The 21,383-nt window shown below is 55.9% G+C and carries 15 protein-coding genes and 1 pseudogene; 5 read left to right on the plus strand and 11 right to left on the minus strand.

Annotated features, from left to right (window positions below; genetic code table 11):
• Positions 1–35: 35 nt before the first annotated feature.
• The 11 genes from BN1137_RS18835 to BN1137_RS18890 all read right to left on the minus strand — a co-directional run bounded on the left by BN1137_RS18835 (position 36) and on the right by BN1137_RS18890 (position 13,573).
• The gene (locus BN1137_RS18835) at positions 36–1,340 is read right to left on the minus strand and encodes an inosine/guanosine kinase (RefSeq protein WP_050720064.1); all 1,305 of its coding nucleotides are present in this window, start codon (positions 1,338–1,340) and stop codon (positions 36–38) included.
• A 183-nt stretch (positions 1,341–1,523) separates the two neighbouring features.
• Entirely contained in the window at positions 1,524–1,919 is a 396-nt protein-coding gene (locus tag BN1137_RS18840; RefSeq protein WP_050720065.1) for an MAPEG family protein, read from the minus strand.
• 95 nt (positions 1,920–2,014) lie between these two features.
• Positions 2,015–2,989: a ferrochelatase gene (hemH, locus tag BN1137_RS18845; RefSeq protein WP_050720066.1), complete on the minus strand. Its 975-nt coding sequence runs from the start codon at positions 2,987–2,989 to the stop codon at positions 2,015–2,017.
• Between the two features lie 99 nt (positions 2,990–3,088).
• A complete protein-coding gene (gene adk, locus BN1137_RS18850; protein WP_050720067.1) occupies positions 3,089–3,733 on the minus strand; it encodes an adenylate kinase in 645 nt (214 codons plus the stop codon).
• 252 nt (positions 3,734–3,985) lie between these two features.
• The gene (htpG, locus tag BN1137_RS18855) at positions 3,986–5,899 is read right to left on the minus strand and encodes a molecular chaperone HtpG (protein ID WP_050720068.1); all 1,914 of its coding nucleotides are present in this window, start codon (positions 5,897–5,899) and stop codon (positions 3,986–3,988) included.
• 141 nt (positions 5,900–6,040) lie between these two features.
• The gene (recR, locus tag BN1137_RS18860; protein ID WP_042638869.1) at positions 6,041–6,640 is read right to left on the minus strand and encodes a recombination mediator RecR; all 600 of its coding nucleotides are present in this window, start codon (positions 6,638–6,640) and stop codon (positions 6,041–6,043) included.
• Positions 6,641–6,803: 163 nt separating this feature from the next.
• Complete coding sequence (gene fdhD / locus BN1137_RS18865; protein WP_033130252.1) at positions 6,804–7,631, minus strand: formate dehydrogenase accessory sulfurtransferase FdhD; 828 nt, start codon at positions 7,629–7,631, stop codon at positions 6,804–6,806.
• A gap of 11 nt (positions 7,632–7,642) precedes the next feature.
• On the minus strand, positions 7,643–9,793 hold the full coding sequence (locus tag BN1137_RS18870; protein WP_050720069.1) for a sigma 54-interacting transcriptional regulator: 2,151 nt from the start codon (positions 9,791–9,793) through the stop codon (positions 7,643–7,645).
• Positions 9,794–10,133: 340 nt separating this feature from the next.
• Positions 10,134–10,532, minus strand: coding sequence for a hypothetical protein (locus tag BN1137_RS18875; protein WP_050720070.1), 399 nt, complete (start codon positions 10,530–10,532; stop codon positions 10,134–10,136).
• 81 nt (positions 10,533–10,613) lie between these two features.
• Entirely contained in the window at positions 10,614–12,758 is a 2,145-nt protein-coding gene (gene fdhF, locus BN1137_RS18880; protein ID WP_082041403.1) for a formate dehydrogenase subunit alpha, read from the minus strand.
• Between the two features lie 227 nt (positions 12,759–12,985).
• A complete protein-coding gene (locus BN1137_RS18890) occupies positions 12,986–13,573 on the minus strand; it encodes a 4Fe-4S dicluster domain-containing protein (RefSeq protein WP_042638881.1) in 588 nt (195 codons plus the stop codon).
• A 685-nt stretch (positions 13,574–14,258) separates the two neighbouring features.
• On the opposite strand from BN1137_RS18890, the gene BN1137_RS22600 reads away from it, so the two are divergent.
• The 5 genes and pseudogenes from BN1137_RS22600 to BN1137_RS18900 all read left to right on the plus strand — a co-directional run bounded on the left by BN1137_RS22600 (position 14,259) and on the right by BN1137_RS18900 (position 21,278).
• Positions 14,259–15,476 carry a hypothetical protein gene (locus BN1137_RS22600; protein ID WP_157433839.1) on the plus strand — a complete coding sequence of 406 codons (1,218 nt, stop codon included), beginning with the start codon at positions 14,259–14,261 and terminating at the stop codon, positions 15,474–15,476.
• Positions 15,473–15,916 (plus strand): three component ABC system middle component, encoded by a 444-nt coding sequence (locus tag BN1137_RS22605; protein WP_157433840.1) that lies wholly within the window; start codon positions 15,473–15,475, stop codon positions 15,914–15,916. The genes BN1137_RS22600 and BN1137_RS22605 overlap by 4 nt, the downstream gene beginning before the upstream one ends.
• Positions 15,917–17,094: 1,178 nt before the next feature.
• Positions 17,095–17,761: pseudogene (locus tag BN1137_RS22920) on the plus strand (DUF3732 domain-containing protein).
• 549 nt (positions 17,762–18,310) lie between these two features.
• Entirely contained in the window at positions 18,311–20,179 is a 1,869-nt protein-coding gene (gene kup, locus BN1137_RS18895; RefSeq protein ID WP_050720071.1) for a low affinity potassium transporter Kup, read from the plus strand.
• A 442-nt stretch (positions 20,180–20,621) separates the two neighbouring features.
• A complete protein-coding gene (locus tag BN1137_RS18900) occupies positions 20,622–21,278 on the plus strand; it encodes a 4Fe-4S dicluster domain-containing protein (RefSeq protein ID WP_050720072.1) in 657 nt (218 codons plus the stop codon).
• Positions 21,279–21,383: the final 105 nt, after the last annotated feature.

Consider the following 21,383-nt stretch of genomic DNA (forward strand, 5'->3'; position numbering starts at 1 on the left):
CGCCTTCGTCTTTTAGTCTAAGAAATCCTGTGAGATCAACGCTCCCAGTACACCTCTTCCAGGCTGTCTTCCTTCTCCGGCAGACCGCGAGAGAGACGCGGGCTGCTCTGGGCCAGCACCTCGTAGCTGACCCGGTTGGCGTATTTGCACACCTGGGCCAGGGAGGAGTAGGTCAGGAACTCGGACATGTGCTTGGCAGAGTTCGGTACATTCATGCGGTGATAGGCATTGGCCACCATGTCATGCAGCACCGCAGACAGGGCACCATCCCCGGCGCCGTTGGTGTTCTTGATCTTCTCCGGTCCGCCCATGTAGGGGGAGATGTGGGAGTAGATGCGTGCCGGCTTGCGGCACTTGGCGCGGGCCATGGGGCGGCTGAACTCATACATGTTGAACTCGGGGATGACGCCGGGCAACAGGGTATGCGTAGTCTCGCGCTTGTAATCTTCCTCGGTGTAGCTCGCCATGTAGAGGCCGATGGGGCCGGCGGTGCAGAGCACCATGTCGGCCCAGTCCAGCGCCTTGTCGGCGGCGCCGAGGGGGTCTTTTATTCCGGTCAGGGCTTCGGCCTCGTCCTCGTTCATCGCAAGCACTGTTACGTTCTCGGCGATGAAGTCGCGCCACCACTGGGGATTCTCATCGATGACGAAACGGGTGCCGAGGGTCAGCACCACGGGCACGCCGGCCTCGCGGGCATAGCGCACGGCGGTCATGGCCGCGTCCTTCATGGGGGTGCCATCAGCGCCGCGCACCAGATAGGCGGTGATCACCAGGGCGGAGGCCTCCTTGATGATGGCCTCGGGGATGTGCGCCACATCCAGGTGATCCATCTTGCCGGCGTTGATGCCAAAGCTGCGCTCGCCCCCTTCGGTGATGAAGGTGAAGCAGCGGCCGACCGGCCCGTCTACCGGCTGCAGGTAGTCGAGGTTGACCCGCGACGAGGTGTTGCACAGATAGCGGTAGGCGTAGCTGCCGATGCGGATGTCCTGGCTCATGACGCCAAGCAGGATGGAGTGGGAGTCCGCCAGCACCGAGTAGTTGTGCATGGTGTTGCCGATGGTGCCACCGGCAAACTCGCTCACCACCATGTTGTTGCTCTTGAGCTCCTCATAGACCCGCTCGGCCACATCGTCGGAGATGAGCATGGAGTGACCCTTGCTCAGGCCGTACCGGTTCAGGAAGTCCTCATCCACGTGGGCTTCGATGTCCACCAGAGTCTGATCGATACCCACCACATAGGCTTTGCCCAGTTCGGTGAGCAGGGGATTTTGCGGGATCAGGGGATCACGCCTGTCGACCGGGAAGTAGTGTTTGGACTTGCGCTGACCGGGAAATTTCATGGCAATGTGCTGTGCTCTGGGGGAAAGAGGGGCGGGATTTTAACACAATCCGCCGTGCCGAAAAGTCGCCCGATTAAAATATGGGGTCAGTATAGGCAAGGGCTGAAGAGGAAAACGTTTGATCTTGCGGCCATAAAAAAACCACCTCGAGGTGAGGTGGCTTTTTACAAATCGGCGGGTCAATCATCCACCAAACGACAGCCCCTGCACCAGGGCCAGCACCGAGAACAGGCCGAGGGATAGCCAGAAGAACAGGGTGCCAAACAGCCGTGGCTTGTTGGGGGCCTTGGGGATCTGGATACCGATGGCATGCAGGATACGCCCCACCAGCAACAACAGGCCGCCGAGGTGCAGCCAGAGGGCGCCGACCCCGGCCAGCTCACACAGTGCCATCAGCAGCAGGGTGAGCGGCACGTACTCGGCGAAGTTGGCGTGGGCACGAATAGCGGAGCGCATCTCAGGCGCCTCCCCTTCCCCTATCATCACCTTGAACTCGGCCCGGCGCTTGACCACCCAGAAGGAGAGCAGCAGGAACAGGAGCCCCAACAGGCCGGCGTAAATCAATGTGATATGCATCATCAAGACAATCCTTATCGCTGAAGGTTGAAACCCGACTCAATTTCACGCCTGCGTGCGGCGGATGATTGAAAAATACCATCCCGGCGCGGGCATCATCATGCCAATTCGCGGCAGATAAGCGACACCATCATGCGGATGTGCGCCTGATCGCTGTTGAGAGCCGGGATATAATGGAACTGCTCTCCCCCCGCCTCGAGGAAGACGGCGCGGTTCTCGACCTGGATCTCCTCCAGGGTCTCGAGGCAATCGGCCGAGAAGGCCGGGCAGATCACATCGAGCCGCTTGATCCCCTGCCCCGCCAGCTCGGTGATGGTGGCATCGGTGTAAGGCTTGAGCCACTCCTGCTTGCCAAAACGGGACTGGAAGCTGGCGCTCCACTGCTCTGGCGCAAGGCCCAGGGCCTCGGCCAGCAGGCTCGCGGTGCGGCGACACTGGTGACCATAGGGATCGCCCTCGTCTTCGCAGCGCTGGGGAATGCCGTGGAATGACATCAGCAGGTGTTCACCCTGACCTTGCTGCTCCCACTGGCGGCGCACGCTCATGGCCAGCGCCTGAATGTATTCGGGATGATTGTGATAATCGCGGATGAGGCGCATCACCGGCAGGTGACGCTCGCTCTTCATGACCTGGGCCCAGCCATCGAACACGGCGGCCGTGGTGCTGGCGGCATATTGGGGATAGAGCGGCAGCAAGATGACCCGGTTGACCCCTTGCGCCTTGAGCGCCTGCCAACCATCGCTCAAAGAGGGGCTGCCATAGGTCATGGCGAGCACCACGGGCACATCGACCCCTTCGCGCTTGAGCTCTTGCTCCAGTGCCGCTCGTTGGCGCTGGCTGATGGCCATCAGTGGCGAGCCCTGCTCGGTCCAGATCTGCTGGTAGAGCTTGGCCACCCTGGGGGCACGAAACGGCAATATGACGCAGTTGAGCAAGGGCGACCACAGCAGGCGTGGTATCTCGACCACCCGCGGGTCCTGCAGGAACTGGCTGAGAAAGGCCCTGACGGCCGCCGAGGTAGGTGCGGTGGGTGTCCCCAGATTGACGAGCAAGATCCCGGTTTTGGTGGTCACGTTTGCTTCCTGTCGTTCTATTTTGTCATTCTTGTTTTAATGCAATAAAGGGCCCTGTATGGACCCTTGACTCACATTTTATGGTCAAACCGCGTCGGCTTAGCCCAGGATGGCTGCCAGTTGCTTGCTGACCTGATCCACTGGCTGGGTGCCGTCGATCTTGACGTAACGGGTGTTGCCCGCTTCCGCTTCTTTGCCGTAGAAACCGATCAGCGGTGCAGTCTGCTGATGGTACACATCCAGACGCTTGCGCACTGTGGTCTCTTCGTCGTCGGCACGGATCACCAGATCCTCACCGGTCACATCATCCTTGCCTTCCACTTTCGGCGGGTTGAACACCACGTGGTAGGTACGGCCGGAGCCGGAGTGAACGCGGCGGCCGCTCATGCGCTTGACGATCTCTTCGTCCGGCACAGCAAATTCCAGTACGAAGTCCACCACCACACCGGCTTCCTTCATGGCTTGCGCCTGGGGAATGGTGCGGGGGAAGCCGTCCAGCAAGAAGCCGTTGACGCAATCCGGTTGGGCAATACGCTCTTTGACCAGGCCAATGATGATGTCGTCGGAGACGAGCTGACCTGCGTCCATCACGGCCTTGGCCTTGAGGCCCAGCTCGGTGCCCGCTTTGATCGCCGCACGCAGCATGTCGCCGGTGGAGATCTGCGGAATACCGTGTTTTTCCATGATGAACTGAGCCTGGGTACCCTTGCCAGCACCCGGTGCTCCCAACAGAACAATGCGCATACACGCTCCTATTGATTGGTTATTCAATTCTTGAGAAGGCAAAAAACTACACGGTTTCGCCCATTTTAACAAGCTTGCCCCGTGTGAGTGGCCACATTATCACCATGTGTCGACGCAATCGATGCGACTTAAGGCGCAGAGTCATGAGGCAAAAAGTGAGTGAAAATGCAGCAAGCCTGGTAACTGATGAGACCTGCCCAACCTGAGCCGGTCTCCATAAAAAAGGCCCACTGTATCAGTGGGCCACAACTATCACGCCTGGAGTAACAGACGGTTGATACGGGCGACGAAGCTCGCCGGATCATTGAGGCCACCCTGTTCGGCCAACTGGGCCTGTTCGTGCAAGAGATTCACCCACTCGCCAAACAGGTTCTCGTCTTCGATGGTGTCGAGTTTCTTCACCAGCGCGTGCTCAGGGTTGAGCTCCAGGATGTACTTCTGCTCCGGCACCGGCTGGCCGGCGGCACGCATCAGCTTGATCATCTGGGTGCTCATGCCGTGATCGTCGGTGACGATGCAAGAGGGAGAGTCGGTCAGGCGATGGGTGACGCGCACCTCTTTGATTGTGTCCCCCAGGCTCTGCTTGACCCGCTCCACCAGACCGGCGTTGGCTTTCTCGGCCTCCTCCTGCGCCTGCTTGGAGGCCTCGTCTTCCAGCTCGCCCAAGTCCAGCTCGCCACGGGTGACGGAGACCAGCTGCTTGCCATCGAACTCGGTGAGGTGGCTCATCAGCCACTCGTCGACGCGCTCCCACATCAGCAGCACTTCGACGCCCTTCTTGCGGAAGATCTCGAGGTGCGGGCTGTTCTTGGCGGCGGCGAAGCTGTCGGCGGTGATGTAGTAAATCTTCTGCTGACCTTCCTTCATGCGGCCAACGTACTCTTCCAGGGAGACGGTCTGGGCTTCCCCCTCGCCGGCTGTGCTGGCAAAGCGCAAGAGCTTGGCGATCTCTTCGCGGTTCGCGTAATCCTCGGCCGGACCTTCTTTCAAGACGTTGCCGAACTCGCTCCAGAACTTGGCGTACTTCTCGCCATCGTCCTTGGCTAGCTTGTTCAGCATGGTCAGCACGCGCTTGGAGCAGGCCTTGCGCAGGGAGGCGGTGACCTTGTTGTCTTGCAAAATTTCACGGCTGACGTTGAGCGGCAGATCGTTGGAGTCCAACACCCCTTTCACGAAGCGCAGGTAGGTCGGCATAAACTGCTCGGCGTCATCCATGATGAAGACGCGCTGCACGTAGAGTTTCAGGCCGTGCTTCTGATCGCGGTTGTAGAGATCAAAGGGCGCACGAGCCGGGATATAGAGCAGGCTGGTGTACTCCTGCGCCCCTTCCACCCGGTTGTGACCCCACAAGAGCGGATCTTCGAAATCGTGGGCGACGTGCTTGTAGAACTCCTGATACTCCTCGTCCTTGATGTCTTTCGGATTACGAGTCCAGAGTGCGGTGGCGCGGTTGACCTGCTCCCACTCGCCCGGGGTACCGACGATGGTCTCACCGTCTTCTTCCCGATCCGGGGTGCCCTCTTTGTACATCTCGACCGGCACCGAGATGTGGTCGGAATACTTGGCCACCACGGCGCGCAGGCGCCAGTCGTCCAGGAACTCTTCTTCCTCGGCGCGCAGGTGCAAGATGACGTCGGTACCGCGACCCTCTTTGGTCACATCGGCCACGGTGAAGGAGCCTTCCCCTTCGGATTCCCACTGCACGCCCTGGCTCGGCTCTGTGCCGGCGGCACGAGAGATCACGGTCACCTTGTCGGCGACGATGAAGGCGGAGTAGAAGCCGACCCCAAACTGACCGATCAGCTGGGAGTCTTTGCCCTGATCGCCGGACAGGTGCTTGAAGAAGTCGGCGGTACCGGATTTGGCGATGGTGCCCAGGTGCTCAATCACCTGATCACGGGTCATGCCGATGCCGTTATCCGAGATGGTCAGGGTCTTGTTCTCTTTGTCCACCACCAGGCGCACGCGCAGCTGGCCGTCGTTTTCGAACAAAGAGGCATCGGAAAGCGCCTTGAAGCGCAGCTTGTCCGCCGCATCGGAGGCGTTGGAAATAAGCTCGCGCAGGAATACTTCTTTGTTGGAGTAGAGGCTGTGAGCCATCAGGCTCAGCAGTTGTTTGACTTCGGTTTGAAAGCCGTGGGTTTCGGCGTGAACACTTTGGGTCATCGACCAGTCCTCAAAACGTCGGGTTGAACATATTCCCAACCTAGATGGGGCTGGCCGCCCAAATATCAAGGGGCGAGTGTGCAAACTTGCTCACTCACCCCTCATTCAGGGCTCAGATGCCCATTTCTTGTACCGCCGCGACTAAATGCGTTGGCGCCCCATCAGGGAGTGCGACAGGGTAGTGCCATCCACCAGCTCCAGCTCGCCCCCCACCGGCACCCCGTGGGCGATGCGGCTCACCTCGACCCCGGCGGCGCGCGCCATGTCGGCGATATACCAGGCGGTGGCGTCCCCCTCGATGGTGGGATTGGTGGCGAGGATCAGCTCCTTGATGGATTCATCCTTCAAACGCCGCTCCAAAATCTCCAGCCCCAGCTCTTCCGGGCCTATGCCGTCGAGCGGTGACAGGTGCCCCATCAACACGAAGTAGCGGCCAGAGAACTGGCCGGTGTGCTCGATGGCCGCCACGTCCGCCGGGCTCTCCACCACGCATAGCAGGCCGCTCTCTTCCCGCTTGGGGTTCGCGCAGATCTCGCAGCGATCGTTCTCGGTGAAGGTGCGGCAGTGGCTGCAGTGACCTATCTCGGTCAGCGCCCGATTGAGCAGGGAGGCCAGACGCAGGCCGCCGCTGCGCTCGCGCTCGAGCAGGGTGAACGCCATGCGCTGGGCCGACTTGGGGCCGACGCCCGGCAGCACCTGCAGCGCCTTCATCATCTCATCGAGCAGGGGACTGAATTTCATGGGGATATCCTTTAAAGCCGCGCCAGAGGGAGAAGCCGGGCGCGTGGCCAGGGCTTATCCATCCAAACCTATCTTGTTGGCGCAGGACTATACCCGAGCCGGCCCCGAGCGCCAATGATCGGCGCCTCTCCGGGTGAGGCGAGACGGTGGAGCCCGGGCGCGCTTATTCCAGCAGGATACGCTGGCGGCCGCTGTAGATCTCGGCCCGACCCGGGCGGCAGAAGCCCACCAGGGTGAGGCCGGTCTGCTCGGCCCGCTCCACCGCGAGCCCGGTGGCTGCCGAGATGGCGAGCAGGATCTCGACCCCGGCGCTGGCGCACTTTTGCACCATCTCGAAGCTGGCGCGGCTGGTCACCAGGATGGCGCCATCGCGCCGACCGCTGCGGCAAAGATGCCCCACCAACTTGTCGAGCGCGATATGACGGCCCACGTCCTCGCGAATGGCGAGGATGTTGCCCGCCCCGTCTACATGCACGGCGGCATGGGTGGCCCCCGTGCTCTGCCCCAGCAGTTGCAGCGGGCGCAGCGCGTCCAGCACCTTGTCGATCAGGGTCACCTCGAAGCGCTGGCTGTCGGGCAGGGAGGGCAAGGTGCGCACCACCTGCTCCAGGCTCTCGCTGCCACAGATGCCGCAGCCTGTGCGCCCGGCCAGGGTGCGCTTCTTCTCTTTCAGGCGATGGACACAGCGGTTGGCCAGGGTGATCTGCAGCTCGATGCCCTGGCAGCCATCGACTCGCTCTATGTCGTGGATGTCGTGCAGGCCGTCGATGATCCCCTCGGACAGCGAGAAGCCGATGGCAAAATCCTCCAGATCCGCGGCCGAGCACATCATGACGCCGTGGGCGATGCCGTTGTAGACCAGCGCCACCGGGGTCTCGGCGGGCAACAGCATGGCGCTGTCGGTGCGACTTCCCTCTCTGTGGTAGTGCACCACCTCGCGGGGGGCGCACAGGCCGTGCAGGGGGGATGCCCCTTCGTTCTCTGACAACATCTGCGCCGTCCTTAGTCGAGGGTCTCGGGGGCTTTCGCCGAGATACCGAGCCGCTTCATCCTGGAGAGCAGGGTGGTGCGCTTCATGCCGAGCCGGTTGGCGGCCCCCCGCTCGCCGGCGACGATGCCGTTGCAGGCCCGCAAGGCGGCGATGATGGCCTCGCGCTCGCCCTCCCCCTGCACGCCGTCGCGCTCCCGCCCGGCTTGGGTTCTGTCTCCATGACTGCCCTCGCCGCCGAACAGCCCCTGGGAGGGCTCGTCATAGACCAGGGTCTCAATCTTGTGAAAGCCCTTGAGGGGCAAGAGCTCGTCCGGGGAGAGGTTCAGCACCTGGCCGCGGGTCATCACCACGGCCCGCTCTATGATGTTCTCCAGCTCGCGGATGTTGCCGTACCAAGGGAGCGACACCAGCATCTTCATGGCATCGGCCGGGATGGCGGTGATGTTGCGCCGCATCCGCTTGGCAATCTTCTTGATGAAGAAGTTGACCAACAGCGGTATGTCCTCGCGCCGCTCGCGCAGGGGCGGCAGCTCGATGGGGAAGACGTTGAGGCGGTAGTAGAGATCGCTGCGAAAGCGCTTGTTCTTGACCATGGAGAGCAGATCGCAGTTGGTGGCCGCCACCAGCCGCACGTCGATGGGGATGGGAGTGCTGTTGCCGACCCGTTCCAGCTCGTGCTCCTGCAACACCCGCAAGAGCTTGGGTTGCAGATCCAGGGGCATGTCCCCCACTTCGTCGAGGAACAGGGTGCCCTTGTGGGCCCGTTCGAAGCGGCCGATGCGCTGGCTCAGGGCGCCGGTGAAGGCCCCCTTCTCGTGGCCAAACAGGTCGCTCTCGATGAGGCCGGTGGGGATGGCGGCGCAGTTCACCTTCACCATCTCCTGCTCGCGGCGCTGACTCAAGCCGTGAATGGCCTGGGCGATCAGCTCCTTGCCGGTGCCCGTCTCCCCCAGGATGAGCACCGAGCAGTCGCTCTGGGCCACCAGCCTCACCTTCTCCAGCACGCTCTGCATCGCGGCGCTCTGATGGATGATGTTGGCAAAGTCGGCGTCGGGCTGGCTGTCGGCCACCCTGATGGTCTTCTCGCGGGCGCCGTTGGTGTTGGAGATCTCCTGCTGCGCCTGCACGTTGTTCATGGCGATCGCCGTGCGGGCCGCGACCTGCTCCAAGAGGGAGAGGTCGATGTCGGCAAAGAAGTCGGCCGCCGGGTGGGAGAGGATCAGCACCCCCAGCAGGTTGCCGCGATAGCGCAGGGGCAAAATGCAGGAGCTGTTCGCCTCGGGAGGCAGGATCTGGGCGCTGAAGCGGCAGCCGGAGTTGCAGCCGTGGCCCTGCTCGCGGTAGACGAAGAAGGGCTCGCTCTGGATGAGCGCCCCCTGCAGGCAGTGTTTCTCGAAGCAGGAGTGGTTGATGATGCCGGGTTGATCGCTCTCGCGCGGGTTCACCAGATAACTCTTGAAGCTGTCGGAGGTGGCGTTGTATTCCGCCAGGCAGAGGCTGCCGATGGCGAAATGGTGCTGCAAGATGGCGAACAGGCTCTTGGGGAGCTCGGCGATGCGCACTAATTTAATCACCGCATTGGTCACGTCCACCAGGATCTTGCAGCTGTCGCGCTCCAGGCGCAGGGAGTGGGCCTGCTCCAGGGTGCGCTCCTTGTCCTGCACGCTTTCCAGTGCAATGGCGACGATGGCGGCGAGCTGGGTCAGCTTGGCCAGGGTTTCCATCGGGAAGGCATTGGGCTGGGAGCTGATAAACTCGACCCCACCCAGGTGGCTGCGAGCCGTGGTGATGGGCAACTGGCAGTAAGATTGCAGACCGTCATAGACCGGGGTGCTGGCAAGCTTGGCGCAGCGGTTCACGAAGCGGGCCGCCGGCAGGACGATGGCCTGCTCCGAGTGGGCGGAGAAGTGCAGATCCCCCTTGCGACAGACGAGGTGCTGCGGGCCCTGCTCTCCCATGAAGCAGACCACCGCCTCCTCTCCCCCCAGGTTGAGGATGAGGTTGACCCGGGTCACGCCACCGAAACAGGCCTCGATCCGGTTCAGCTTCTCGATGAAGTCGTCCAGGGTCACGGCGGAGAGCAGGGTCTTGGAGAGGGAGAGAAAGCCGTCATCCCAGATGGGGGAAATATCGGTCAACGGAATGGCACTCAGATTCAGCATTCTGGCCTCGCATTATATCTGTGTGGGGAAATTGCAGGCACATTGCAATCAGCAACGACGATAAACGATGCCTCAGCCAATTCCGTCAGATGTTATAATTAAGACTTAACAAATTAACACTTAATTATAAAAACAAACATCCATTGAAATAGCATCGTGCTGGTGCGTCGCATCATAGAGTAGGCCCAATGGCATTACAACCGCGCCCGTCCGCCTATTATTCATAAGCAGGGCATGTTTATTCCTCCCGCTGGAAATATACCGCCGCTCCCGCCGATATTCGGTGCGCCATCTTTGGCCACCGGCCCCTGTGACTCGCCCAGGCGCGCTCAGCCCCGTCTCAGGATACATGCAGATCATGGCGATAGAGCTTGAGGCCGCCGAAGATGAAGCCGGCCGAGAGCAGCTGAAATGCCACCAATAACCAACTGATATTCTGTGATATTTCAACGGAGATCGCCTGATGGGTCAGGTAGATGACCAGGGCAGAGAGGCCCAGCAGAAGGCAGTTGACCAGGGTGGTGGAGAGGAAGGCGACGAGCCAGGCCAGCTGCACGCTCAGGGCCGCCAGCACGGCGCCCATGGCGATCCTTGCGGCGATAAAACAGCCGAAGAAACCAAAGCCCAGCAGGAATATCAATTCGTCATACCAGAGGTAACACCCCATGCCCAATAACATTGCCAGCAAATAGGCTGAAACATAAAAGATCCCGAACGAGATAGTTAATTCACTTCTCATGATGGTGCCTGCCTATTGAAAAAAGGATGAGGGGATCCGGGCCCTGCGAACAGAGCCTGGATCCACTTTATTTAACGAGACTTACCCCTTGGCGGCGCTGCGCAATTTCGCCTTGAGCGCACTGTATTCGGTCTGGACATAATTCTCCGCCTCAGACTGATTATCAATTCGCTCTATTTTCACCGCGCAGTATTTGTACTCGGGGGTGTAGGAGACGGGATCCACGTGCTCTATGGTGAGCTCGTTGCAGGCCCCTATCCACCACTGGTAGGTCATGTAGACCACACCAGCGTTCACCCGCTCGTTGTAGTTGGCGCGGGTGATCACCTTGCCACGGCGAGACGAGATCCAGACCAGCGCCTGATCCTTGACCCCGAGCTGTTGCGCATCCTTCGGGTGGATCTGCACATAGCCGGGCTCATCGGCGAGGGTCTGCAGCGCCGAGCAGTTGCCGGTCATGGAGCGGCAGGAGTAGTGACCCACCTCCCGCACGGTGGAGAGCACCAGCGGGTAGTTTTCGTCGGGCTGCTCCAGGGGTGGCCTCCACTCGGAGGCAATCAACTGACCCTTGCCGCTCGGGGTGGTGAACACATTGCCCTCGAACAGGGTGCTGGTGCCCGGGTGATCCTCGGTCGGGCAAGGCCACTGCACACTCTTGAGATCCGCCATCTTGTCGTAGCTGACCCCGGCGTAGAGTGGGCAGAGCGCCCGCATCTCATCCCAGATCTGGTTTGTATCCCGGTATTCCATGGGATAACCCATAGTGGTCGCCATCAGGGAGAAGATGGCCCAGTCCGGTTTGACATTGTCCGGCGGGGTCACCGCCTTGTAGAAGCGCTGGAAGCCGCGATCCGCCGAGCTGTAGACCCCCTCGTGCTCGCCCCAACTGGTGGCGGGCAAGATGACATCCGCCATCTCGGCGGTCTGGGTCATGAAGATGTCCTGGACGATCACCAGCTCCATGCCCCCCAGGGTGCGCCTGAACTGGGCCAGGTCCGCTTCCGTCTGGGCCGGATCTTCCCCGAAGATGTAGAAGGCCTTGCACTTGCCCTCCTCCACCTTGTGGCTGAGCTCGGTCAGGCGATAACCCGGTTTCTGGGACAGCGACTCCACGCCCCAGGCCTTGGCAAACTTGGCGCTGATGGCGGGATCGGCCACGGACTGATAGCCCGGGAACTGGTGGGGCAGCATCCCCATGTCGCAGGTGCCCTGCACGTTGTTCTGACCGCGCACCGGGCCGCAGCCGGTGCCGCGCCGGCCGAAGTTGCCGGTGAGCAGCGCAAGCCCCGCGAGGCCCTTCACGACGTCCACTGCCTGACCGTACTGGGTCACCCCCATGCCCCACAGGATCATGGAGGCCGGTGCCGCCGCATAGGTGCGGATGGCCGCGCGGATATCCGCCGCCTTGAGGCCGGTGATCCCCTCTACGTATTCCGGGGTGTACTTGGCTACCAGCGCCTTGTAGGTCTCAAAGCCCTCGGTGTAGTTGGCGACGAACGCCTTGTCATAAAGGTTCTCGGCGATCAGCACGTTGCCGAAGGCATTGACCAGCGCCATGTTGGAGCCGTTTTTGAGCGGCAGCCACTGATCGGCGATGCGGGCGGTTTCCACCATGCGCGGATCGCAGACGATCACCTTGGCTCCGTTCGCCTTCGCCTTGAGGATGTGGCGCGCCACTATGGGGTGGGAGTCGGCCGCATTGTAACCAAACACCAGCAGGCACTTGGTTTCTTGAATTTCGGGAATGGCGTTGCTCATGGCGCCGTTGCCTACTGTTGTCTCCAGACCGGAGACTGAGGGTGCGTGTCACACCCTCGCGCAGTGATCGACGTTGTTCGTCCCCAGCACGGCGCGGGCAAATTTTTGCATCACATAGTTGGCTTCGTTGCCGGGGCCGCGGGCCGAGCCCGTGGTCATGATGGCGTCGGCGCCGTATTTCGCCTTGATAGCCGACAAGCGGCTGCTGGCAAAGCCGATGGCCTCGTCCCAGGAGACGGCTTCGAGCTTGCCACCGCGCTCGCGGCGGATCATCGGGCTTTTCAGACGCGGGGTCAGCAGGTTGGTGTCGTTCAAGAAATCCCAACCGTAGTAGCCCTTGAGGCAGAGCTGCCCCTCGTTGGTCCGGCCGTGGGCACCCTCGGCCCCCACCACCTTGTCGTTATCAACCAGCAGGTTGATCTTGCAACCGGTGCCGCAATAGGGGCAGACGGTGATGACTTTTTTCATGACTCAGTCTCTTGTTGGTTAACGATAAATGGTTGGATTGATGAGGTGATGGCTCTCTGGCAGTGCATTCGACAGGTAAAAAACACTCAAAGCAGAAAGACGCACTGCACCATCCAGAGCCCATCCGGCTTGTCGGCCTGGTCGGCGGCGCCGGGACTGCGGCTCACGCTCAATGCCATAGACCCGCGCTGACACGCCGACACCCGCATCGCCATCAAAGGCGCGACCTAACCCGCCGGCATCGCCTCGGCGCTGGCCAGCTGTTTCTGCCGGTTCAGGGTCGCCAGACTCTGTGGGGTTACCAGGCGCAGCGCCTGGGTCGGGCACACCTCGACGCAGGCCGGGCCCGCCTCACGGTGGCGGCAGAGATCGCACTTCAGGGCCTGGGCCTTGGTCTGCGGGCGCTTGAACAGCGCATCGGCGGCCGGGGCCACCTCCTGCACCACCACCGCCATGGCGCCATAGGGGCAAGCCACCACACAGGATTTGCAGCCGATGCAGCGCGCCTGATAGACCTTGACGCAACCATCCTCGGTGACGATGGCGTTATTGGGGCAGGCCATGGCGCAGGGCTTGTCTTCACACTGACGGCACAGCACGGGGGTGGTCACCTTGCTGCCGACGATGACTTTCAGGCGCGGCTGAAAATAGCTGTCCTTGGAGACCAGATGCCCATCCTCGATGGCGAGATGCAGGCCGCCCTCCCGCGCCAGGGTCCCGCCGCAGGACGCTGACTGGTGTGACACGGCGCAGGCCACCTCACAGGTACGACACCCAATGCAGAGACTGGGATCGGCAATCACGAAGCTGTTCATAAAAAGAGGGATCCTAAATGGTTCGTTGCACCGGCCGCCGGGCTGAATACAAGCAACGACGCAGCCGGTCACCCCACTAGGCATTAATCAGACCAAACCGGCCCCCGCTTGCGATAAAAATCACAAGACACTGAAAATAAAGGGGTAATCAGGGATCTGAGCGGCTGCTCTCAGGCGAGTGACGATGACGAGCGAGGCGGGACGCCGGGCTCGACACGACAAAAGTGACGAGCTCGACACCCCATGTGACAAGCCCTGCCCCATTGGATGGGCCGACCTTTCGGCGACATGTCGATAGCATGGCAGCAAAAGGGTTCAAGGCAGCACCGACAGGCACTGGAGGGGAAAATTGGGGGCAAAGTTGTTTAGTTTCTCTATTTGAAATGTACAAGTCGTAAAGAAAAACAGAACAAAAAAGCCCCCTATTGACTCATTTGTTGAGCAAGATCCGGTTTCCAACGCCTCCCGCTTCTGTTTTTTATCCAGCCCGATAACATGTCCCAGATGGCAACCTGCTCCGTTGAGATCATTTCCATGCAGATAAACAACACAACAGTACTGGTTAAAGGCAGCGAACTGAGGGGCGGTAGCGTTTGATCTAAACAGGATTTATTAAGACAATTTTGTTAGCCAAGGCAAACACTTAAGATTATCAACAGACAAACAACTCCATCAAAGGTTGATGATGAGTGAATTAAAGACACATACGGATTTAACTTCTGCTGAGACCAAGTCTATAGGCTTTGATTTCCAATATTATTTTTTTCTTTGGAAGTTATTATCCTTACGAAAAGGGCAAAGCGTTGGCTTAGAGGTAAAGGATGATGTCCATTGTGACTTGAATAATGATGAACAAATTCTTTATCAATTAAAGCACACTGTTCAAACAAGCAAAGATGGTAGCCCTAAAAATCTCACAACATTAGACAATGATCTATGGAAAACATTATCAAATTGGTCAAAGGTGATTTCTGACGAAAAAGACAATAGAACAGATGATAATGCGCAGCTAGCTTTTATAAAGAAAACCAGCTTTGTTTTAGCATCAAACAAATCTGAAACTAAAAATAGATTTCAAGATATCATAGAAAAAATCAAGTCTGATAATGATATTACGACAGCTAGAAATGAAATAAATTGTCTATTAAAAATGACTGAAGATAGTAAGAAAAAAGAATATATATCTTCAATTCTAGCCCTATCTGATGATGTTTTATTGCAATTTTTATACAAAATTCATTTTGAATTAAATTTAGGTGACATTATAAGTAAGTGCAAAGATGCAATAAGATCAGACAAAATTTTAGAAAACAAGATTGATTCAGTATTTATGTCAATAGATTCATCCATCAGGCTTGATAATTTCATTAAGGTGAAGGATGGAGAGAAGCTTACAATTTCATTTGAAGAATTCTATACAAAATATAGACGCCTCTACGATGTAGCTAGAAATGATGATTTAATATTTTCAAGTATCGATGAACCATGTTTATATTCTGATGATCTAGAATCTCAAACATTCATAATGCAGTTAATTGAAATAGGTGATATTGATATAGATGATCTCCCATCCATTGCCAACTACTCAAAACAAAAGCTAAAAATACAGAGTAGCTTTGAAGCGTGGCTACAAACCGGTGAGTTAACTAAAATTGAAGCAATTAGCTTTCAAGAAGATGCAATCCAAAAGTGGTCACACATTCATAAAGCAGCATTTCGAGGAGTCACTTTTGACACTCAAGATAATTTAAATGCATTTAAAGTATTGGATAACATCCGTAATTGCGACCTAACTCTATTGGCCCAACCATTTAATAGTGTGAACAGCAATGGTTATTTCTATTCTTTGTCTGACCATCCATATATTGGGTGGAGAAAAGATTGGGAAAAATATAAATCATGAATATCAGCAACTACAATAACTTAGGTATTTATTCACTTGCAATAAGTGCTGTACTAGAACATAAAAAAGAAATGACCATTGCAGAAACTCTATTAGTGGCACCACTAATAACACATAATGAGCTTCTAAATCATTTAGCAAGAAAAACCACAAACATATATAGTGCAGATGATCTGCTTTTGTCTAAAACATCTTTCTTCTCAAACTTCAGTTATAGATTTAGTGATTCGTTAGTAACATCCTTGAATGCTATTCAATTTCTTCAAGATATGAACTACATCTCCTATAAAGAGGGGAAATTAAAAATATCTGAACTAACACCCTATCACTCTGACATGGGGAAAAGAGCAAAAAAAATATATCAAGCATCAAAAAACATTGCTGCTTTTCTTACGACACCAACTGAATATCTATATTTAAATTTACGAGTAGAACTATGAAATTCAATATAAACAAAATCATTCTTTGGCTTAACAATGGAAAAATCCGAGAATTAACCTTTGAAAAAAACAAAGTTAATGTCATTACTGGTGGCAGTAGTACAGGTAAAAGTGAAATTATTGACATAATTGATTACTGTTTTTTTTCTAGTGAATCGAACATATCTGAAAGCATTATAAATGAGAATGTAGCATGGTATGGGATTCGATTTTCTATTGATGACCAGACTTATACAATAGCTCGAGCAGCTGCTATTGGAAACAAAGTTTCCTATCATTATTATTTTTCTCCCAAAGGGGAAATACCTAACTCTGCATTTTTCAATGCCAAGGAAGAAAATTTAAAACTATTAATGGAGACTGCATTCAGCATTAATAAAAAAATATCTATCTCTTACGGTGCAGACTCCATAAGATTAGGAAGCAAGATCTCATTTAGATATTTTCTTATGTTCAATACCATATCAGTTAACATAATTGAAAATGACTCTGGTGTTTTTTTTGACAAACAAAATATTGCTCGCTACAGAGAGGCTTTACCAAGAATATTTGATTTGGCTGTTGGAATTCAGACAATTGAAAACATTTTAAAAAAGGAAAAGAAAGAAGCACTTGAAAATCAACGATTGAGAATTGAGAAAAAAAACGAGTTTTTGTCAAAAAAATCATCTTTGTTTAAGTCTGAACAAGAAGCTATTGTTAAACAGGCCAAGACTTACAATATTATTGATAGCAACCTTGATCTTGAAAGCTCCTTACTATCGTTAGATAGCCTATTATTTAATAAACAGGAAAATCAAGATAATAAGACTACTTATGAACTAGATATTGAGAACATAGCTCTAACAGAAAGAAAAATATATAATTTAAAACGATTCTCTATCGCATATGAAAACTATAAAAAAACATTACAAACAACGGCTGACAGTTTAAGACCCATAGCATATTTGCAAAAACATAATGCCGATATAGTAAAAACATCAATATATGGTGATGTTTTTAACCACTTGTCTGACCAACTACGAAAAATAAAACTAGCATGTGCTACTAACACCCCAATTAACAAACAAGTTGATGATACTATTACAACTTTAGAGCAGACTCTCAAAGAATTAAAAGATAAACAATCCATAACACCTGAACATTACCAATCTCTGCACACAGAAAAAGAAAAATATATGTTTTTAGGTGAGGTTAAAGCAAAGTTGGAGATTTATAACCACCAGGATAAATCTAGACTTGAACTTAATAAGGAAGAAATAGCAGAGCTAAATTCTAGAATATCAAAAATAAAGGTTGATGATATAGAAAACAGCAAAGAACTGGCCATTAAGATCATAGAGGAAATAATTTCAGAATATATTGAAACTGTTGGTTCAGCCTTAGTTAACTATGAATCTTACCTGCCAGTTTTTGACTATAAAACCAAGTCACTTTCTTTAAGAAGACCTCATTCATCTAACATTGAAAAAATTGGTAGCAGTTCCAATCACATGTTTCTCCATCTATTTTTCTCTCTTGCTATGCAAGAGATCTCCTTTATTAATAAATCCCCGTTTGTTGCACCACTACTAATAATAGACCAGCCTAGCAGGCCTTATTGGGGAGGAAATGAATCAAGCAAAGCAAAAACTCCTCGATACCGACGAGTTTAAAATAAAAAAAGCCTTTCAACTTCTAGACTCATATATTGATAAAAGAAATAAAAATGATGGAGAGTTTCAAATGATCGTATTTGAGCATGTACCTCCCTCTCTTTTTGCTGGCTTAGATAATTTTCATCTTGTGGAAGAATTTGACAATGGAGGGAATGCATTAATTCCTGCATGGTTACTTAACACATAAAATACCACAGGGTGTAATAACTACATTCCTTTACACCCTATTTATGCCTCTCTTTTTTTGCTTGATGGTAGCTGCTTTTAAGGCGGGTACTTTCTTTCCTCATACATCCCTTCTTTCTAACCAAATAAAAGACTCCATCGCCTCCCAATTTCGACCTCTTTGCAATACAGACAGGTAATTTATTGGCCAGCATTTTATCGTTTATTTTTCAGTCAGATTGACAGGAAACGCTGGGTAAAATAGAACCCCAGCTAAAACAAGCACTTGCTCACCGTCCGTCTCTGCATTTCAATCAATGAACAATTAATAATTTCACTCAACATGGTCCTTTGATTATTTATACCAGCATCGATTCCCACAGACTCTGTGTCATCATGAGCTGAATCGCAGATGAACAGACTGTGTCCCATGATGAGCCTATTTCTATCCAGCTAACGCCCTTTCCCATTGCAATCCTTGAATACCCTCCCGAATAACGATCCCGGTTTTCCGATCGCTCGGGACCCCTGTGTTGGCGACTGCGCCACCGGCAATCTGACAAGATAACTCATGAACTGTACTAACAAACCCGCCCTGTCCGGCGTCACCCTGGCGGCGATCGGCGTGGTCTATGGCGATATCGGCACCAGTCCGCTCTATACCCTGCGCGAGTGCCTGTCCGGTCAATTCGGCTTCGGGGTCGAACCCGCCTCCATCCTGGGCTTCCTCTCCCTCATCTTCTGGCTGCTGCTACTGGTGGTTTCGGTCAAGTACCTCTCCTTCGTGATGCGGGCCGACAACGCCGGCGAGGGGGGCATCTTGACCCTGATGTCGCTGGCGACCCGCAACAGCCCCGAGAAGTGGGCCCCCGTGCTCATCATCCTCGGGCTCATCGGCGGCAGCTTCTTCTACGGCGAGGTGGTGATCACCCCCGCCATGTCGGTGATGTCGGCCATCGAGGGGCTGAAAATTGTGGCCCCCTCCCTCGACGCCTACATAGTACCGCTCTCGGTGCTGGTGCTGACCCTGCTGTTCGCCATTCAGCGCCATGGCACCGCCACCGTGGGCAAGCTGTTTGCCCCCATCATGCTGGTCTGGTTCCTGACCCTGGCGGCGCTCGGCCTTAGCAGCATCATCCAGAGCCCCGAGGTGCTGGGGGCGCTCAACCCGCTCTGGGCCCTGCGCTTCTTCATGGAATACCGGCTCACCTCCTTCTTCGCCCTCGGCGCCGTGGTGCTGGCCATCACAGGGGTGGAGGCGCTCTACGCGGACATGGGTCACTTTGGCAAGAGCCCGATCCGGCGCGCCTGGTTTATGGTGGTGCTGCCGTCGCTTGTGCTCAACTACTTCGGCCAGGGAGCCCTGCTGCTGCGCGACCCCGAGGCCATCGCCAACCCCTTCTTCCTGCTCGCCCCCAAGTGGGCGCTGCTGCCGCTCTTGTTGCTCGCGACCCTGGCCACCGTCATCGCCTCCCAGGCGGTGATCTCCGGGGTCTTCTCCCTGACCCGTCAGGCGGTGCGCCTGGGCTATCTCAACCCCATCCGCATCGTCCACACCTCGGAGCAGGAGTCCGGCCAGATCTATATTCCGGTCATCAACTGGATGCTCTATGTGTCCGTGGTGATCGTCATCATGAGCTTCGAGCACTCCAGCAATCTGGCGGCCGCCTACGGCATCGCCGTGACCGGCACCATGGTGCTGACCAGCATCCTCTTCTGCTCGGTGGCCAAGAACAGCTGGCACTGGCACAAGTACCTGGTGGCTGCCCTGTTCACCCTGCTGCTCGCCATCGACGTGCCGCTGTTTACCGCGAACCTCGCCAAAATCGTCTCCGGCGGCTGGCTGCCGCTGACCCTGGGGGCCGTCATGTTCACCCTGATGACCAGCTGGAAGAGCGAGCGCTTCCAGCTCATTCGTCGCCTCAACGAGCACGGCAACTCGCTGGATCCCATGATCGCATCCTTGGAGAAATCCCCGCCGACCCGGGTGGCGGGTACCGCCGTCTATATGTCGCGGGTGGTCAACGTGATCCCCCATGCGCTCCTGCACAACCTCAAGCACAACAAGGTGCTGCACGAGCGGGTGATCCTGCTGACCATGCGGGTGGAAGATGTGCCCTACGTCCACAACGTGCGCCGGGTCTGTGTCGAGCAGCTCTCCCCCACCTTCTGGCGGGTGGTGGCGAGCCATGGCTGGCGCGAGACCCCGAACGTGGAGGAGATCTTCCATCGCTGCAATGCGGAGGGACTGAGCTGCCGGATGATGGAGACCTCGTTCTTCATGGCCCACGAGTCCCTCATCATGAAGGAGCGCCCCTGGTATCTCTATCTGCGCGGCCAGCTGTTTATGCTGCTGCAACGCAATGCCCTGCGGGCGCCGGATCAGTTCGAGATCCCGCCCAACCGGGTGATTGAGCTCGGCTCGCAAGTGGATATTTGATGGCGGGTTCGATTAGCGAAGCCTAATCGGACGCACGAAACAAAAAAGAGGGAGGCATCAGCCTCCCTCTTCTTTTTTCCGTTAACCATGGACGAAGACCACTCCCCCTCATCCCCAGCCCTTCTCCCGCGAGGGGAGAAGGGGGCCGCGAGAGGTGCAATTCACGTCGTTCATTGCACCCTACCCTTATCCCTTCCATGCTCCGGTGTTCCTCTGCCGACGAACGGTTGTCCTTCTGGGTGACGAACCCTCTCCCACCCTTCGTCACAAGTGACGAGCGTCACGGTTCGACACCCGCCGGCCCTCTCGCCAGCCTCCCCCGTGAAATTTAAATCCCTTTAAAAACAGCACCTAACAGTCAAGTCTGCCACTCAACCCAATTTGGCCCGCATCTTGCCAACCTGCCCCTACTTTCTCCGTTCGCGACACGACAAGGTAGGCTATGAACCGCTTCGTTATCGCCGACCCCAGGCTTTGTATCGGCTGTGGCACCTGTATGGCCGCCTGCTCAACCGTTCACAAGGCCCAGGGTTTGCAGCAAGCCCCCCGATTAACCGTCATGCGACACGAGCAGGCGACCATGCCGGTTCAGTGCCGTCACTGTGACGACGCCCCCTGCATCAAGGTCTGCCCGGTCGAGGCCATCCGCCAGACCGACGACAGCGTGCAACTCAACGAATCCCTCTGCATCGGCTGCAACCTCTGCGCCGTGGCCTGCCCGTTCGGCGCCATCCAGAGTGGCGGCAGCCGCCCGGTGGCGATCGCCAACAGCTATGACACCTATATCCCCTGCTCCATCCGCTCCAGCAACCCCTCCACCTCGGCGGGCCTGAGCTGCTTTGGGGAAGACCTGCTGAGCTGGGAGCCCGGCGTGCGCAGCATCGCGGTCAAATGCGATCTCTGCGCCTTTCGCGAGGATGGCCCGGCCTGCATCGAGGCTTGCCCCTCCCAGGCGCTGACCCTGGTCAACGACAGTGTCTGCGACAGTGCGGCCCGTGAGCGACGCCAGCAGGCCGCCAGCGCCCATCCGGAAGGGGCCCCCGCCTTCTCGGCCTCTCATGCCTCACAGCCTTTATCGTCCACACAGGGAGATCTCTGATGCTGCCCCCTCTTCTACTGGGCAGCCTGCTGCTCTTTCTGTTAGGTGCGCTGCTGGGCGCCGCGGCGGGCGGCTTGCTCAAGCAAGCCTCCCTCGCCAACCGCC

The organism is Aeromonas tecta, assembly GCF_000820185.1.
GTDB classification, from domain to species: domain Bacteria; phylum Pseudomonadota; class Gammaproteobacteria; order Enterobacterales; family Aeromonadaceae; genus Aeromonas; species Aeromonas tecta.